The organism is Nocardia sp. NBC_00565 (assembly GCF_036345915.1).
In the GTDB taxonomy this organism is placed as follows: domain Bacteria; phylum Actinomycetota; class Actinomycetes; order Mycobacteriales; family Mycobacteriaceae; genus Nocardia.
Genome location: NZ_CP107785.1, coordinates 1,024,362 through 1,039,423, shown reverse-complemented (window position 1 = coordinate 1,039,423; position 15,062 = coordinate 1,024,362). Strand labels below are relative to the sequence as shown.

The 15,062-nt window shown below is 63.8% G+C and carries 16 protein-coding genes; 10 read left to right on the top strand and 6 right to left on the bottom strand.

The window, feature by feature from the left end; translation table 11 throughout:
* The first annotated feature begins 15 nt into the window (after window positions 1-15).
* Complete coding sequence (locus OG874_RS05140; protein ID WP_330253974.1) at window positions 16-402, top strand: hypothetical protein; 387 nt, start codon at window positions 16-18, stop codon at window positions 400-402.
* A 31-nt stretch (window positions 403-433) separates the two neighbouring features.
* Here the strand turns inward: OG874_RS05140 and OG874_RS05135 are convergent, their stop codons facing one another.
* The 3 genes from OG874_RS05135 to OG874_RS05125 are packed head-to-tail and all read right to left on the bottom strand — an operon-like array spanning window position 434 to window position 1,467.
* Window positions 434-691 (bottom strand): hypothetical protein, encoded by a 258-nt coding sequence (locus tag OG874_RS05135; RefSeq protein ID WP_330253973.1) that lies wholly within the window; start codon window positions 689-691, stop codon window positions 434-436.
* Window positions 692-709: 18 nt separating this feature from the next.
* The gene (locus OG874_RS05130) at window positions 710-1,051 is read right to left on the bottom strand and encodes a hypothetical protein (RefSeq protein WP_330253972.1); all 342 of its coding nucleotides are present in this window, start codon (window positions 1,049-1,051) and stop codon (window positions 710-712) included.
* Window positions 1,048-1,467 carry a hypothetical protein gene (locus tag OG874_RS05125; RefSeq protein ID WP_330253971.1) on the bottom strand — a complete coding sequence of 140 codons (420 nt, stop codon included), beginning with the start codon at window positions 1,465-1,467 and terminating at the stop codon, window positions 1,048-1,050. Before OG874_RS05125 ends, OG874_RS05130 begins: the two co-directional genes overlap by 4 nt.
* A 234-nt stretch (window positions 1,468-1,701) precedes the next feature.
* On the opposite strand from OG874_RS05125, the gene OG874_RS05120 reads away from it, so the two are divergent.
* From OG874_RS05120 to OG874_RS05110, 3 genes are all read left to right on the top strand, one after another.
* Entirely contained in the window at window positions 1,702-2,619 is a 918-nt protein-coding gene (locus OG874_RS05120) for a helix-turn-helix domain-containing protein (RefSeq protein ID WP_330253970.1), read from the top strand.
* On the top strand, window positions 2,616-2,825 hold the full coding sequence (locus OG874_RS05115) for a DUF397 domain-containing protein (protein ID WP_330253969.1): 210 nt from the start codon (window positions 2,616-2,618) through the stop codon (window positions 2,823-2,825). The genes OG874_RS05120 and OG874_RS05115 overlap by 4 nt, the downstream gene beginning before the upstream one ends.
* Before the next feature lie 361 nt (window positions 2,826-3,186).
* Complete coding sequence (locus tag OG874_RS05110) at window positions 3,187-4,587, top strand: hypothetical protein (RefSeq protein ID WP_330253968.1); 1,401 nt, start codon at window positions 3,187-3,189, stop codon at window positions 4,585-4,587.
* Window positions 4,588-4,649: 62 nt separating this feature from the next.
* On the opposite strand, the gene OG874_RS05105 is transcribed toward OG874_RS05110, so the two are convergent.
* Together OG874_RS05105 and OG874_RS05100 are read right to left on the bottom strand one after the other, a co-directional pair.
* Window positions 4,650-5,492 (bottom strand): IS5 family transposase, encoded by an 843-nt coding sequence (locus OG874_RS05105; RefSeq protein ID WP_330253967.1) that lies wholly within the window; start codon window positions 5,490-5,492, stop codon window positions 4,650-4,652.
* Between the two features lie 198 nt (window positions 5,493-5,690).
* The gene (locus tag OG874_RS05100; RefSeq protein WP_330253966.1) at window positions 5,691-6,230 is read right to left on the bottom strand and encodes a phenolic acid decarboxylase; all 540 of its coding nucleotides are present in this window, start codon (window positions 6,228-6,230) and stop codon (window positions 5,691-5,693) included.
* Between the two features lie 95 nt (window positions 6,231-6,325).
* Here OG874_RS05100 and OG874_RS05095 point away from each other — a divergent pair, with 95 nt between their 5' ends.
* The 4 genes from OG874_RS05095 to OG874_RS05080 all read left to right on the top strand — a co-directional run bounded on the left by OG874_RS05095 (window position 6,326) and on the right by OG874_RS05080 (window position 10,260).
* Window positions 6,326-6,763, top strand: coding sequence for a MarR family winged helix-turn-helix transcriptional regulator (locus OG874_RS05095; RefSeq protein ID WP_330253965.1), 438 nt, complete (start codon window positions 6,326-6,328; stop codon window positions 6,761-6,763).
* 102 nt (window positions 6,764-6,865) lie between these two features.
* Window positions 6,866-7,183, top strand: coding sequence for a hypothetical protein (locus OG874_RS05090; protein WP_330253964.1), 318 nt, complete (start codon window positions 6,866-6,868; stop codon window positions 7,181-7,183).
* An 85-nt stretch (window positions 7,184-7,268) separates the two neighbouring features.
* Window positions 7,269-8,939: an ISAzo13 family transposase gene (locus tag OG874_RS05085; protein WP_442943291.1), complete on the top strand. Its 1,671-nt coding sequence runs from the start codon at window positions 7,269-7,271 to the stop codon at window positions 8,937-8,939.
* Window positions 8,940-8,970: 31 nt separating this feature from the next.
* Window positions 8,971-10,260 (top strand): IS256 family transposase, encoded by a 1,290-nt coding sequence (locus OG874_RS05080; protein WP_442943289.1) that lies wholly within the window; start codon window positions 8,971-8,973, stop codon window positions 10,258-10,260.
* A gap of 79 nt (window positions 10,261-10,339) precedes the next feature.
* Here the strand turns inward: OG874_RS05080 and OG874_RS05075 are convergent, their stop codons facing one another.
* The gene (locus OG874_RS05075) at window positions 10,340-11,863 is read right to left on the bottom strand and encodes an alpha/beta hydrolase (protein WP_330253963.1); all 1,524 of its coding nucleotides are present in this window, start codon (window positions 11,861-11,863) and stop codon (window positions 10,340-10,342) included.
* Window positions 11,864-12,374: 511 nt separating this feature from the next.
* On the opposite strand from OG874_RS05075, the gene OG874_RS05070 reads away from it, so the two are divergent.
* Together OG874_RS05070 and OG874_RS05065 are read left to right on the top strand one after the other, a co-directional pair.
* Window positions 12,375-13,631, top strand: coding sequence for a lipase family protein (locus OG874_RS05070; RefSeq protein WP_330253962.1), 1,257 nt, complete (start codon window positions 12,375-12,377; stop codon window positions 13,629-13,631).
* A 464-nt stretch (window positions 13,632-14,095) separates the two neighbouring features.
* Entirely contained in the window at window positions 14,096-15,058 is a 963-nt protein-coding gene (locus tag OG874_RS05065) for an alpha/beta hydrolase (protein ID WP_330253961.1), read from the top strand.
* The last annotated feature ends 4 nt before the right edge of the window (window positions 15,059-15,062 follow it).

The window sequence follows — 15,062 nt, the reverse complement described above, 5'->3', positions numbered from 1 at the left end:
ACGAGGGGGCATCCGATGAGCGAGGTAGAAACGGCCCTATGGCAGAGGTTTGCCGAGCAAGCCAAGGCCGGGGAACTATATCTGGACAGCGAAGAGGCAGCGCGCCAATGCCTCGCAGCATGTGATCAACGGGTCACCGATCTGGAAGGCATCCTGCGGTATGCCCAGCAAGCGCAGTTCGTTTCCGGCTTCGGTGATTTCCACATGGCTGACGATCTGCAGAAGATGTTCAAGGGCCAGGCCAGCGGCGAACCCAACTCGATTGACGCGATCATTCGGGAACACATGGAAGTCGTTAAAGACATGGGCCAGATCATGGCTCTGTCCATCAAACGGATCTCCGGCCAGGACGTAACCAACTCGGTCCACTTCAACACCAACACCGAATCGATGGGGGCATAAGCCATAGCGCCTGCCGCTCTGGTGCTATCGATCAAATAGTCCCCTCTGAATGTTTCTGGGGCGTAATCACTTCTGCCCAGTACTCGTGCCGCACCGCATCCCACAACCGGGAAAGGTTCGGGTATTCCTCACGCATATCGGCCAGGTCGGGCGCAGACGCCGCGACATCGGCCTTCAGCAATGGCCGCGCACTATCGACAAGGCTGCGCACGAGCATAATTCGGATGTTCCAGTGGGCGATCTCCCAGATGGCCACCCACCCGTCGACCTCGGTGCGACGCTCACGCATATTCCGCCCCCGTTGAAGTCAATTCCTGTGGTCGGCTGTGCCGTTCGAGTCGGGCACCGGCAGCGCCAGGTCCGACAACCTGTCCAGTACCTCCCGCAGCGTCCATAGCGGTGGGCCGCCATACACCGGCGGTTGCGCGTCCAGCGGCGGGAAGTCGATATTGCGGGCCGCGGCGCGCTCGCGCGGCGTCAGTGTCTGCGGCGCGAGATGACCCGCGTCCACCAGCGTGTAGTACGCCGCCGCTTTCCACACACACAGATCGACACGGCAGGCCAGGTGTTGCCGCATCAACTCGTGTGCCAGTCGCACATCGGCATGGCCGCAGACCCGCGGCGGGGTGAGTATCGCGTCGTCGTTCACGCCGCACCCGTCTCGACCGATACCGGACGTGCCACGCGTGCCCATGTCGTTGCGGGACAAACGGTTTCGAGGTCGAAGTCCTCACAGACCCGCGCGGGCTGATTGTCCACCTGGTCCAGGTCGTAGACCACGATCGCGGCCACATCCAAGCCCGCCGCGATGCCGATCGCGTAGCCGATCGCATCGCCGGCGTCCTGCGGCGGCCGGATGGTGTACACGTAGTGATAGCCCAGCGCGCTGGCGTGCCGCTGTACGGCGGTCGCGTGCCGAGGTGCTTGCAGTCCGGACACATCGCCGCGCACGAATCCCACGGCCTTCGGCCGCTCTTGCTCGAGATCGGCCCCGTTCGCACGTGCGGGCCGGATCGCGGTCGCCCTCGAATCAGGCGGCACTGTGCTGTGATCGATTGCGGGCACTGGATACCTCCGAAAGATATTGTGACGGTGGTGATTCTGGAACGTCAGACGGTCGGGCACGGCGTCGCGAATTCGCCACCGCGAGGGGTGGTTGAACGGAGGCGAATGGCTGGTCGACCCGACCTGTGGCGCATGGTCAGTAAAACACCAAAAGGGTACGGTGAGAGCACTCCAAATCGATTCAGCCCGAATCGAATTCGCTCCAAACAGGCTGACTATTCCATCTAGCTTGACATGACCGTGAGTAACGCTAACGAAAGGGTGGGTGGCATTACTTTGTCGACCGAATCGAACAACACGACTCTGCCGCGTCGCGTGCTCGGACGACGCCTGCGCGAGCTGCGCGAGAAGCGAAGCCTGAGCCGGACACGCGCCGCCGAGGCATGCGAGATGGGCTCACAGACCTTGTGGCGTTTGGAATCTGGGCGTAGCAGCGAAATCAAGAGAATGGTCATCAATGCGCTCTGCGACCTTTATCGAGCCGCTGACGACGACCGGCGCGTACTGTTGTGGCTCGCTCAGGAGTCCCGGAAAGATGGTTGGTGGCAGTCTTATGCCGACGCCATAATCCCAGATCGCGCAATGTTCGTCGGGCTCGAGCAATCCGCCAGCCGAGCCATCTCGTGGCAGTCGACTTTAGTGCCCGGTCTGCTGCAGACATCGGAATACCGGCGCGCCATATGGAAGGCGGAGGGGCAACCTGTTGATATCGAACGCGACGTCGATATGGTCGCGAAGCGTCAGGAGCGTCTTCATGATTCGGAGAATTTCGCGCTAGAAGTGCTGCTGAGCGAGTCCGTGTTGCGGCAACGCATCGGGGGTATCGAGGTCATGGCCGGTCAGCTGAACCAGCTTGTCGAGATCAGCAAGCTGCCGAACGTGTCGATTCGGGTCGTCCGGTTCGATGCACCCAATCACTTGGGACTGGTCGCAAAGGATTTCGTGTACCTGGAGTTCCCCGACCATTCGAATCCTGCCCTCACCGAGCCACCCGTTGTCTACGTGGAGGGCTTCACTGGCATGCTGTACCTGGACAAGCCCGGCGAGACCGCGCGATATCGGGCGGCGTACTCCGATATACAGCGCGTAGCGTTGAACGAGAACGACACTCGACGCCTAGTCGAAGCGATCGCAAAGGAGTACGCGGAGTGAACATCGACCTGTCCGAGGCCAAGTGGTTCAAGAGCAGGCGCAGCACGAGCGGTTCGGATTGCGTCGAGGTCGCGCACCTCGGGCACAGCATGGTCGGAGTACGGGACTCGAAGAACCCGACCGGCCCGGCGCTCGTCTTCACTCCTTCGGAGTGGGATGCATTCACCGCTGCCGTCCAGAACGGCGAGTTCAACCGGCCCTACTAGCGGCCACCCTCTGATGTAGGGTCTCACCTCGCGTTTCATAGTCTCACAAAGGGTTTCGTGTCAGCTTCGTATGTGAAGCCCTTGTGAGACGGCCTCATCGAAAACACCCACGTGTGGTCTGCTGACATGGCAGGCTGCCGCCTCGTATCTACGGGTCGATGAGGGCGGCGGTGGATGGGTGGGACTGTGGTGAAGTCGTCTGCCACGGTGGTAGTGCAGCGCTTTTCGAGTGGATCGTGCTGGGCACTGCGAACTTAGTGGCCGCGCAAATAGGCGCTGTGCTGTGACCCTGTTGTGAGGCAGGTGCGCCATCCCGATGGCTGGGAGGCGAGGATGCAGGATCGATGTTAGAACGACACGAGTGCAGATCTTCCGTACCGCAACCTGCGTCGACTCCAACCATCCGGAGTTCACGCTGGTTTTTAAAGATGAGCCGTCGACACCCAACACGGTGGGCTGGATTTTGGACCACTTCCAGAACGCTGTGGCGGAGGGTACTCGTTTCGTGCCCGGGCAGACGGTCGGGATCGGATGGCGGGCGCTGCGGATCATCGAACGCGATGATCGAACGCTCGGGCTCGAGGAGCGAGTTGCCGAGGGAATCTGGGAAGAACATGTCGATCAGGCGCTGAGCGATGTGTGGTTACAGGTCGAGGCGGCCGCGAAGCTGGGCCTGCCGGAAGAACCGGACTCCGTCGCCGAGGATGACATCGCGGCCGCGCAGGTGTGTGCATTCGAAGCCTCGACGTTGAGCCTCAACCGTCTGGGGCCGGACTCGCCGCAACACGGTGTGTGGGCGATCAGTTGCGGGGATGAGCACGACCACTCGGAATGGTCTGCTATGGAGCTGTTCCAGCTGTCGGCGTCGCTCCCGTTCGTCACCCAATTCCTTGCTCTGCCACCGGAAACCGGACTGGTCATCGACCGCCGCTGGGTACGCTCGACCGGCGGTGTCGTGGCCGGCGTGGCATACCAAGGCACGATGCTGACCCCGGACGACGGTATACATTTCGGGCCAGAACCCGCATCCATCGGCCCTTTGCCCACGGCGCACTTTGCGATCCTCCAGTTCGGTGAGGGCCTGTATCGCACGACGATCGGCGATCAGCACGGGCATCCCGATATCGTCGCCCGTGTTACCGAGCCAGCCGTACCGGGCACGCAGGAGTCGCTGGTGCAGTGGATCCTGGACGATCTGCAAGATTCCCTTGCCGCGGGAACTCGTTTCGCACCGGGCCAGACGATCCGGGTCGGTGGGCGGACCCTGCGCGTTGTCGAACGGTCCGACGGGATGCTGGGACTGCTGGAACGCGTCGACACCGACAGTTGGGAGGAGCATGTCGAGCAGACCCTGCGCGACCTGTGGTATCAGAAAGAAGTCGCGGCAAGCCTCGGCCTAGCGCAACAGTTGGATTTCCCGGCCGACGACCAGTATGCGGCTGTCGCCGAATGCGTGAACGAAACGATTCCTGCGCTGCTACTCAACCGCGGGGACACCAGCGACCCGGATTCCTCCGGCTGGATGGTGTGCTGCCTGCGTAATCACGACCACGGAGAGTGGTCTATGCGAACCATCTGGGACCTGTCGGACTCGATGCCGTTCACCACTCAGTTTCTTGCGCTTCCGGTGAACACATCGGTTGCCATCGAGGCTCCCCACACCACTCCCACCGGACGCATCGGGGTCCGTGCCCTGCTCAACGGCTGGCATCTCATCCCGGCGCCCGGCTCCTATCTATCCGCACTCAATGCCAGCCATTGATCGAATTGGCACAGATCGCCCACCTCCCAGCACAGTGGTCCGCTGAAGGTCTCGCTTGGTCTTCATGGGCGGCGTACTGGTCGGGTGTCCCAGCGGTAGAGGGTCCACGCTTTGCGAATCAGGCTGCGTACGGCGATGATCGCATCGGCGAGATCGAAGAACGCGTCGATGACGACCTCGCGGCGCTCGTAGCAGCGTTGGAGGCGGTTGAACGCGTTGCGCCAGGAGTTCGTGCGTTCCACATGCCAGCGCCTGCTGGCTTGGATGGGTGCCTTCTCGCCTTTGCGAGCGATCTGTCCGCGTAGGCCACATCCGGCGATTTCGTCGCGGGTTGTGCTGGAGTCGTAGCCGGAGTCCAGGTGCACGGTGACCTCGCCGGGGAGCGGGCCGATGTCGGTGAGTTTGTCCAAGGTGGGTGCCAACAGCGGCGAGTCGTGCCGGTTGGCACCGGCCAGCACCCGAGCAAGCGGGATGCCGTAGCCCTCGACCATCAGCGACCGTTTCATGCCCTGCTTGCGGCGATCGACCGGAGACGGGCCGGCGCACTCGCCCCCGCCGGGGGCCTTGGTGATACAGCCGTCCATCGCGATGTCCTCGAGCAGCAGACCCACGATGCGGTCGTAAGCATCCAGGGCGATCGTCTTCAGCTGCGCGAATATCCCGAGTTCGATCCATTCGTCGCGGCGGTTACGGATCGTGGTGGCCGAGCAGGTGGTGTCGGCGATGCCCTGGTAGGAGCAGCCGAACCGCAGCATCTGCAGCAGCTTGTCGAACACGATCCGGTCTGGGATGCGACGGCGGTGGCAGCTCAGCGGATGGGTCGGATGGAACTCGCAACGGTCAGGCAGCAGGGCGGCGAACTGGTCCCACAACGGGTCGGTCAGCCATGCTGGCAGAGCAGGCACAGGTATTCCTGATGGTCACGAAGCGTAGACAACTTCATGATCATCAAAGCCTGTGCCTGCCTCACCAACAGAGTCACAGCACAGCGCCTGACCACTGCCTCATCCGACCAACTCTGTGAGGACCTGCGGCCACGTCGCCACCTCGCATAGGAGGCGCCCCCGAGGTGGCGACGTGCGGCGCGGGGTCGGCGTGTGGGGTCAGTTGGTGCGGTTGGACCAGCCCTCCGGAAGGTCTCCCGGGGCGATGGAGATGACGGTGTCGTCGGCGGCGCCGACGTACTCGAAGAGGGTGATCTTCGCGAACTCGGGGACCACGTAGATCGGGTAGGTCGGGCCCTGGTCGCGGTACTTGCGCATCTCGTCCAGGTGGTCGTTCTGGTAGCAGACGGTGCGCTCGCCGTGCTCCTCGACCCAGTGCGGGAAGAAGATCACGCCGTGCAGGCGCCGCTTGGTGGGCATCACGTCGACGGCGACCGAGGTGCCGGTGGGCTCGTTCCAGGCGATCTTGTAGATGTCGTCGTCCATCTGGACGAGGTCGACCTGCTGGTCCTTGACCCAGCGGCCGCCGACCATGCCGCTGTGGATGCGGTAGTCGATGGTGGTGGCGTTCTTCACGTACATCTCGTACTGCCAGCCGTTGGCGTAGGTGTAGATGAAGCGGTGGCCGACGATCCCGGACAGGTCCTGCGGCGGAACGGGGTTCTGGACGGTGGTCTCGTGTGCTCCGTTGCTGGTCATGTGTTTCCTCCTCGTGATGCCGTCGCGGTGGCGACACATTCAGTTTGTCACAAAATTATTTTGTAACAAAACTAGATCTCGAGCACAATGGAGCCATGAACACCGCGACCGAGTTCGGGCGACTCATAGGCCCGCTGCGCCGGGCCGTACTGCGCACACGCCGCTCCGACGACCTGCCCGACCTCCCCGAGGCCCAGATCGAGCTGCTGCGGGCGCTGTCCGGCGCCGGCCCGCTCACCCCGCGCGAGGTCGCCGCCCGGCTGCGGGTGGCACCGTCCACCGTCAGCAACCTGGTCCGCACGATGACCGCCTCCGGCCTCATCGAACGCACGCCCTCGTCAACAGACCTGCGCACCGTCCACCTCGCGGCCTCCCCCCGGGCCCTCGACCTGCTGGACCGCTACGACCGCGTGAGCACCGGCGCGCTGCAGGGCGCACTGGACCAGCTCACCCCACAGAGCCGAGAAGCCCTCGACCGGGCCCTGCCCGCACTCGCCGAGTTGCTCGCCACGCTGGAGGACGGACGCGGCTGAAACTCGGCCGGGATCCTCGCAGAGCGCCTTCGAGCCGGTGCGGGATTCTGCGGCAGGGTCACCGGAGCCGGATCGACACGCCGGAAGCGGCAAGATGACCTCATGCCCGCGATCCCGGACTCGACCAAGACCTCCCTGACCCAACGGCTGCGCCAACACGCCGCCGAGCATTGGCCTCGACTGAGCGGCCTGCACGTCCGATACCACGGCCAATTCGCCTACGTCGAGGGCGAACTGGCCGACGGCCACCGGCTGCCCCTCATCCGGCTCCGCTACGGCGGATCGGCCTCCACCTGGGGATTCGGCCTCTACCTCGCCAGCAGCGGCAAATACGAAAACCAGATCCTGCCCACCGGCTTCACCGCAGGCAGCCCCCAGGAAGCCCTCGACTGCGCCCGCGATCTCTACCTCGGACACTGACCCCCGAACGACTTACGGGCGTAACCACTTAGGGACTGCCGGTGAACAAGTCGTAACGTCCCACGTTTTCGAAACATATTGTGGTATGGGCGATTTCATGGTGACCGAGGCGGAGCTTGCGGCGAAGTTCTCGGTGGTGTTGCCGCATCTGGATGAGCGGCAGCGTCGGCTGGTGTTGGGGGCCGAGGCCCGGATGCTGGGCCGCGGTGGTGGTCGGGTGGTGGCGCGGGCGGCGAGAGTGCGTGAAGCGACGGTGTCTCGCGGGGTGAGCGAGCTGGAATCGGGGGCGCCGCCGCTGGGCCGGGTCCGCCAGCCCGGTGGCGGGCGTAAACGGGTGGACGATCTGGATCCTGGGCTGGTGCCGGCGTTGTTGGCGCTGGTCGAACCCGACGAGCGTGGTGATCCGGAATCGCCGTTGCGGTGGACGACGCGCTCGACCCGCAACCTGGCCGCGGTGTTGTGCGATCAAGGCCACCAAGTCTGCGCCGATGTGGTCGCCGGCCTGCTGCGCGAGCAGGGGTTCAGTTTGCAGGCGAATGCGAAAACCCTGGAAGGCAAACAGAACCCGGATCGCGACGCCCAGTTCCGATACATCAACGACCAGGTCAAGGCTCATCAAGTCGCCGGTGAACCGGTGGTCAGTGTCGACACGAAGAAAAAGGAGCTGATCGGCCAGTTCGCTAACGCCGGAGGTGAATGGCGGCCGAAAGGCGATCCGGTGCAGGTCAACACCCATGATTTCCCCAGTTCTGCGGTGGGCAAGGCGATTCCGTACGGGATCTACGACCCGACAGCGAATACCGGGTGGGTCAACGTCGGCACCGACCACGACACCGCCACGTTCGCCGTGGCGTCGCTGCGTCGCTGGTGGGTCAGCGTCGGCGCAACCGCCTACCCCGAGGCGACACACCTGCTGATCACCGCTGATGCCGGCGGATCCAACAGCTACCGCACCCGAGCCTGGAAGACCGAACTCGCCGCGCTCGCCGCCGAGATCGGCCTGCAGATCACCGTCTGTCATTTTCCGCCCGGTACTTCCAAATGGAACGCCATCGAGCATCGCCTGTTCTCCCACATCTCCACCAACTGGCGCGGACGTCCCTTGACCAGCCACGACGTCGTCATCAACACGATCGCCGCGACCAGGACCCGCACCGGGCTGAGCGTGGGAGCACAACTCGATGCCGGCACTTACCCGACCGGCGTCACCGTCAGCGACGCCCAACTCGCCGCCATTCCGATCACCCGCCACGACTGGCACGGCGAATGGAACTACACCATCAACCCCGAACCCCTCACCCCCACAGCAGAATCGGGCACCAGCGACAACACCGCCACCGCGACCGGGCGGCAACGCGACGACCTGCTCTGGCTCCACGCACCCGAACTGACCGGCCTCCCACCCGGCCAACTCGCCCAGCTCGTCACCGCGCTCACTCCCAAAGACCAGGCCGGCCGCCGCGCCCAGGCAAACGGCCGCCACCCCGCCACCTCCCTCGCCGACCGCGTCGCCATCACCCTGCAGAAACAACGCTTCTCCACACCCCTGACCGTGCTCGCCGAACTCATCGGAATCAGCCCCGCCGCCATCGCCAAAGCCATCAAACGCACCCGCGCCCTCCTCGACGACACCGGCCACCTGCCCGAACCGACAGCAACCACCCTCACCACCGCCACAGAGATACACGAATTCATCTCTAGCGCAAATGAATTCACCTCCGAAGGGACTGTGGATTTAAGGGTGTTTCCGGCCTGATTCGCTGAGCGATGCTCAGCGGGAAGGTGCCGTGATGACGACACTTGATGCCGTGATGAGGAAGAAGAAGCCGGTGGAGGCTTCGGCGGAGGAGTTGGCCGCCCAGGAGTTGGTCCGGATGGCTAAGGAGCAAGGCTTATCGCTGACCGGGCCGAACGGGTTGCTCAAACAGTTCACCAAGACCGTCCTGGAAACCGCGTTGAACGAGGAGATGACCGAGCACCTCGGCTTCGACAAGGGCCAAGCCCCGACCGAGCGGGAAACGACCAATGTGCGCAACGGGACCCGGTCGAAGACGGTGCTGACAGAGGCGACCGGTCACGTCCCGATCGAGGTGCCCCGCGATCGTGACGGGACCTTCGAGCCGCAGATCGTCAAGAAGCGCCAGCGCCGGTTGACCGGCGTGGATGAGATCGTGTTGTCGCTGTATGCGAAAGGCCTTACCACCGGAGAGATTTCGGCGCATTTCGCTGAGATCTATGGTGCGTTGGTGTCGAAGGAGACGGTGTCCCGGATCACCGACAAGGTGGTCGCGGAGATGCAGGAGTGGTCGTGCCGGCCGCTGGATGAAACCTACGTGGCCGTGTTCATCGATGCCATCGTTGTGAAGGTTCGCGATGGTCAGGTGGCCAACCGGCCGATCTATGCCGCGATCGGGGTCACCGTCAACGGTGAGAAAGACATTCTGGGGTTGTGGGCCGGCACCGGCGGTGAAGGCGCGAAGTTCTGGCTCAGCGTGCTCACCGATATCCGCAACCGTGGCGTGAAAGATGTGTTCTTCCTGGTCTGCGACGGATTGAAAGGGCTGCCCGACGCGGTCGGGAACGTGTGGCCGCTGGCGACGGTTCAGACGTGCATCATCCATCTCATTCGCAACACGTTCCGGCTGGCGGGCCGTCAGCATTGGGATGCGTTGCGCCGGGATGTGAAGCCGATCTACACCGCACCCAACGCTGCCGCGGCACGAGCAGCGCTCGACGACTTCACCGAGCGTTGGGGCACGAAATATATTGCGATCGTGCGTCTTTGGGAGAATGCGTGGGAAGAGTTCATTCCCTTCCTCGACTACGACATCGAAATACGCCGTGTGATCTGCTCCACCAACGCGATCGAATCCTTGAACGCCCGCTACCGGCGTGCGATCAAAGCCCGCGGGCATTTCCCCACCGAGCAAGCCGCCCTGAAATGCCTGTATCTGGTCACCCGGTCACTGGACCCGACAGGGGCGGGTCGGGCACGATGGACCATGCGCTGGAAACCAGCTGTCAACGCTTTCGCGATCACCTTCGCCGACCGCTGGCCCGACGCCCAAACCTACTGAGAAACAACGCCGGAAACACCGTTGGCGAGATAGTCCCCCTCCGAACGCTAAAGATTGCGTGTTATTGATCTGCGGCCTCTTAGTAGTCGGGGAGATAGTTGGGGTCGCGTTGGCAGGTGAGATCGGCATCGGGGAGGGTGCCGTCACGGAAGTAGGTGTTGACGATGTCGTTCGCGCAGTGGCTCAGGTTGGAGCCGAGGACGCCGTGAACACGGGTGTCTGCCAGTGTGACCATTCGTGACGCTGTCAGGTCCTGGTGCAGTGCAAGGCCTTCTTGGTAGGGGGTGCGGGTGTCGCGGGTTGCCTGCAGGATCAGGGCTGGTGTCGGGTTGTGCACGGCGGTGGGTGGCTCGATCGGGTCCGGCCAGAACGCGCAGGCGGTGATGTTGTTGGCGAACGCGCCGAACACCGGTTGGGTCGCCCGGACGCTTTCGATGTTGCGGCGATACCAGGCCAGATCTCGGGGTGCAGCCTTATCACCACACAGGACCGCCGCCATACCCGAGGCATCCAGCGGAACGGGACCGCTGATCTTCGCTTTCAGCTGCTCCATGTCGGTGGGCAGCCCGGACACTGCGTCGGCTACGACCCGCACGAGCTCGGCGAGGTTGGTGTTCTTCCGCGGATTCGACAACAGCAACAGCAGCATCATCGGCACGGTGTGTTCATCGATGAGATAGCCGTTGCCGATGACCGGATGCGTGGCGGCACGTCGGATCATGTCCTCGACAAAGGCTCGGACCTGCGGTCCGCTGGTACCGAAGTGGTAGTCGGCGTCGTGCCGGCCCGCCCAGATAGCCCAGTCGTCGAGCCCGGCCTCATTGACGGCGCCCATGTCCTGGTACGTGCCGATCCAGTAGCGGTCCGGGTCGATGGCGCTGTCCAGCACGATCCGGTCACTGTGCTGAGGGAACATCTGCGTGTACACCGCGCCCAGGTAGGTGCCGTAGGAGTCGCCGTAATAGTTGAGCTCGCGTTCACCGAATGCGCTGCGGATGACATCCATGTCTCGGGCGGTATTGCGGGTGGTGATGGACCGGGCCTTCTCGGGATCGGGTGCTATGCAGGAAGCCGCGAACGCGGCGGCGAGGGTGGCGTCGCGCGCGTAGCCGAAGGCGTCGAAGCCAGCCGAGAACAACATGGTGGGCAGCGGCAGGGCACAACTCATTCGGTCCGATCGGCCGATACCACGCGGGTCCATGCCGATCAGGTCGTACCGGGCACGGACATCCGGTGTTAGCCGATCCCGGAGGTCGGCAATCATGCTCAGGCCCGGACCGCCAGGACCGCCGGGGTTGGACAGCATGATCCCGCGTCTGTGGTCCGGGTCGGTGGCCGGGATACGCGAGATCGCTACTGTCAGCGTGCGTGCGTCCGGTCGGTTGTAGTCGAGCGGTACGACAACGCCCGCGCACTGAGCACCCGCACCGTCGAGCACCGCGTCGTCGCACGGCTTCCAGTCCAGCTGCTGGTGATAGAACGACTCCAGCCCACCCGGGATGTCATCGACCGGGTCGGCGCTTGCCGGTCCCATGGGCAATGTGGCGAACGCGGCCGCCGATATGACCCCCAGAACGAGCCATCGAACCCAAAGTATCGGCATCGCATCTCCTGCCCGAGACCTCCGCGTACGCATCCCTGATTCCGCCGCACAGCCATTTCCGGGGTCTCGAACGTGCACCCTACCTGCCGTTTGCTGAAACCGGCTCGGCAAAGCCGAGATTTCCAGGAGCGTCACCCATACTTTCCCCGGTCACATCGGGGTTATGCCTCCGACATCAGGTTTTGTGAGGTGCGCCGACGTGCGCGGATCGCAGGCTGGCGCGATAGCGGCGTGTGCCGAGCAATTGCCCGGAATGTCAAGGTTCGGTATCGGCTCGGTCCGGCGAGCCTTCTCCTTCTTGCTGGGCGGCCTCAAAAGTTATTGGAACTTTCAGCTGTGAATATGAAATCGTTATGTTAACGTGATCTCAACCCCAAGTGATGTATCGGGTTGTGCGGGCCCAGAGTGCCTGCGCGTCGGATCGTTGGACGCGGGAGGCGTGATGGAATCCGGGAATACGTTATCGACATATTGGAAAAATGCTTGCCGCACAGTGTGTTCGGCTACTGATGTGCCTGGTCTGCCGGTCGACGGCGCGCGCCGGCAACCAGTGATGTGGTGGCGGATCGGCCGGCTATGGCTGGCGACCCTCACGCTCGCCATGATCATGCTGCCGGCCGCATTGTCGATGCCGGTCGCGCAAGCCGCAGTGCTGTCCCCTGGTGACGATCCCTTCTATGCCGCACCCACCGATCTCGCGTCACATCCGAACGGCGAGGTGCTCGGGTCGCGGCCGATCCCACTGTTCGGTCTGCCGATACCGGTGGCGGCGTGGCAATTACGGTATCGCACAACCGATTCCGAAGAGCATCCGCAGCTGGACGTGACGACGGTGCTGGTGCCACCGGTGCCCTGGAACGGGCCGCGGCCGGTGTTGTCGTACCAGGTACCCGAGAACAGTCTCGACACCCAGTGCGCGCCGTCGTTCACGCTGCGCGGCGGACGCGATACCGACATGGCGAGCATCATGCAGGATGCGCCGTTCATCGCGGATGCGCTGCGGCGGGGGTGGGCCGTCGTGGTCAGCGATTATGAAGGGCCGCAGTCCCGACTCTTCGACGGCGTGACATCCGGGCGCGGAGTCCTGGACGGACTCCGGGCCGCCCGGTCCTTCCCGTCGGCCGGCATCGATGCCTCGAGCCCGATCGGTGCCTGGGGATACTCGAGCGGAGCCTTCGCCACGCTGTGGGCCACGCAGTTGCGTCAGGAATACGCACCAGACGTGCGATTCGTCGGCACCAGCGCCGGCGGAATCCCCACCGATATCCCGGCCATGGCACAACGCTCCGACGGCGCCGTGGGAGCGATACTGATCCTGCTCGGGCTGGCCCGCAATGAACCCGACTCTCGGCTGGCCGACCTGCTGAACGACCGGGGCCGCCGTGCGCTGCTCGCCGCAGACACCTCCGCCTGCGGTGCGGATCTGGCGCAGAAGTACTCCGACATCCACGTCGACGACTTCGCCGCGTTCCCGAACCTGCTGGCAAATCCCGTTTTCCGCAACGCCGCCAAGCCCAACGAACTCGGCGGCACCGCCCCCGACACCCCGATGTACCTGTACCACAGCGTCGCCGACGAATTGATCCCCGTCGCCGGCTACACCGCCCTCGTCGACACCTACTGCGCTGAGGGCGCCACCCTCACCGCGATCCACTCGCTGTTCCCGACGCACATCGGCGCCGCCGCGGGCGAAGCCCTCGGCGGCATGAACTTCCTCGCCGACCGCTTCGCCGGCACCCCACAAGCCCCGGGGTGTGTGGTGCAGTAAGGCTAGGCATCTCATCAACGAAATCCTCAGCGACCACCAATCGCAGACGGGGAAATGCAGCGCGTGATGAGACAGTCGAGCAATGAAGCCGTTGTGAGACCACGTCAAAGCCACAGGTCACACGCTTAGCGCACGAAGCGGAGTTTGCAACCCCATATCTGAAATACGGTTCAGCAGCCTCGGTCCGCCACAACAAACCGGAGCTGCACCGCTAGCAGGCGTCCGGACAACAGACGAATCTGGTTGCAGCACAAGCTATTGCGTTTCCAACCCATCGATGCCGCAGTCTGCGACCCGACTTGCTCACCAACGGTGGGAATCCGATGATGCCGGTTTCAAGACGTTTCATGACATTGTCGACGCGAAAATTCACGGCCTCCGACGGGGGCCAACCGTCACGTCGATGAGGTTTGCACATGGGTTTGCGCATGTCGGTATTGCGACGACGCCGAGGGTACCGGCGGATGGCGTCTGTCGCCGCGGCCTTGGCGGTCGCGGTCGCGCCACTGTTCATCGTCGCTCCGCAGGCGAATGCGAGCGCCACCGTCGAGCGGATCGAGCACACCTCCTCGCAACAGTGGCAGATGTACGTGCACTCCGCCGCGATGAACCGGACCATTCACCTCGACGTGCTGGTGCCGGCGAACCAGTCGGCATCCCGGCCGACCTTGCTGCTGCTGGACGGAAACGGGGCGTCGGAATCTCAGCCGGCAAGCACCTGGACGCTGCGCGGCGGCGCCAAGGAGTTCTTCGCCGACAAGCCGGTCAACGTGGTGATGCCGGTAGGCGGCGGGGGAACCTACTACACCGACTGGTTGAAGGATGATCCCAAACTCGGACACCAGAAGTGGGAGACCTTTCTCACCTCGGAGCTGCCGCCGCTGATCGACCGTGAACTGAAAGGCAACGGCGTCTACGCCGTCGGCGGGCTTTCGATGGGAGCGGGAGCGGCGGCCATCCTGGCCGTGCGGCACCCCGACATGTTCCGAGCCCTGGCAGCCTTCAGCGGCTGCTACTCCACCGACGGTGTCGGGCAGCTCTCGGTGCGCCCCGTAGTCGAAGCAAAGGGCGGCAACCCGGACAACATGTGGGGTACCGCGGGCAACCCGGAGTGGGCGGCGCATGACCCGAGCAAACACCTCGACGCGCTGCGCGGCAAACCGGTCCACCTGTACGTGGGCACCGGTGTGCCCAGCCTCGACGATGCGCCATTCGACGATAGCTGGTCCTGGCCCAACGACCCGCTCCGGGCGAACGAGATCGAACAGGTCTCGCATGACTGCACCATCGCCCTCTCGCCCGCCATGAAACTCTTCGGCGCCGACCTTTCCATCGACTACGCCGCCGTCGGCGTCCACACATGGCCGTACTGGAAGGCCGCACTGCCCAAATCCTGGCCGGCCCTGAAAGCAGGCCTCGGCGTATAAAAGC

What these genes read in the sequence shown, in the direction of transcription:
- OG874_RS05140 (WP_330253974.1), top strand. Translation starts at nt 16, where the DNA reads ATGAGCGAGGTAGAAACGGCCCTATGGCAGAGGTTTGCCGAGCAAGCC.
- OG874_RS05135 (WP_330253973.1), bottom strand. Translation starts at nt 691, where the DNA reads ATGCGTGAGCGTCGCACCGAGGTCGACGGGTGGGTGGCCATCTGGGAG.
- OG874_RS05120 (WP_330253970.1), top strand. Translation starts at nt 1,702, where the DNA reads ATGACCGTGAGTAACGCTAACGAAAGGGTGGGTGGCATTACTTTGTCG.
- OG874_RS05100 (WP_330253966.1), bottom strand. Translation starts at nt 6,230, where the DNA reads ATGACCAGCAACGGAGCACACGAGACCACCGTCCAGAACCCCGTTCCG.
- OG874_RS05095 (WP_330253965.1), top strand. Translation starts at nt 6,326, where the DNA reads ATGAACACCGCGACCGAGTTCGGGCGACTCATAGGCCCGCTGCGCCGG.
- OG874_RS05090 (WP_330253964.1), top strand. Translation starts at nt 6,866, where the DNA reads ATGCCCGCGATCCCGGACTCGACCAAGACCTCCCTGACCCAACGGCTG.
- OG874_RS05085 (WP_442943291.1), top strand. Translation starts at nt 7,269, where the DNA reads ATGGGCGATTTCATGGTGACCGAGGCGGAGCTTGCGGCGAAGTTCTCG.
- OG874_RS05075 (WP_330253963.1), bottom strand. Translation starts at nt 11,863, where the DNA reads ATGCCGATACTTTGGGTTCGATGGCTCGTTCTGGGGGTCATATCGGCG.
- OG874_RS05065 (WP_330253961.1), top strand. Translation starts at nt 14,096, where the DNA reads ATGGCGTCTGTCGCCGCGGCCTTGGCGGTCGCGGTCGCGCCACTGTTC.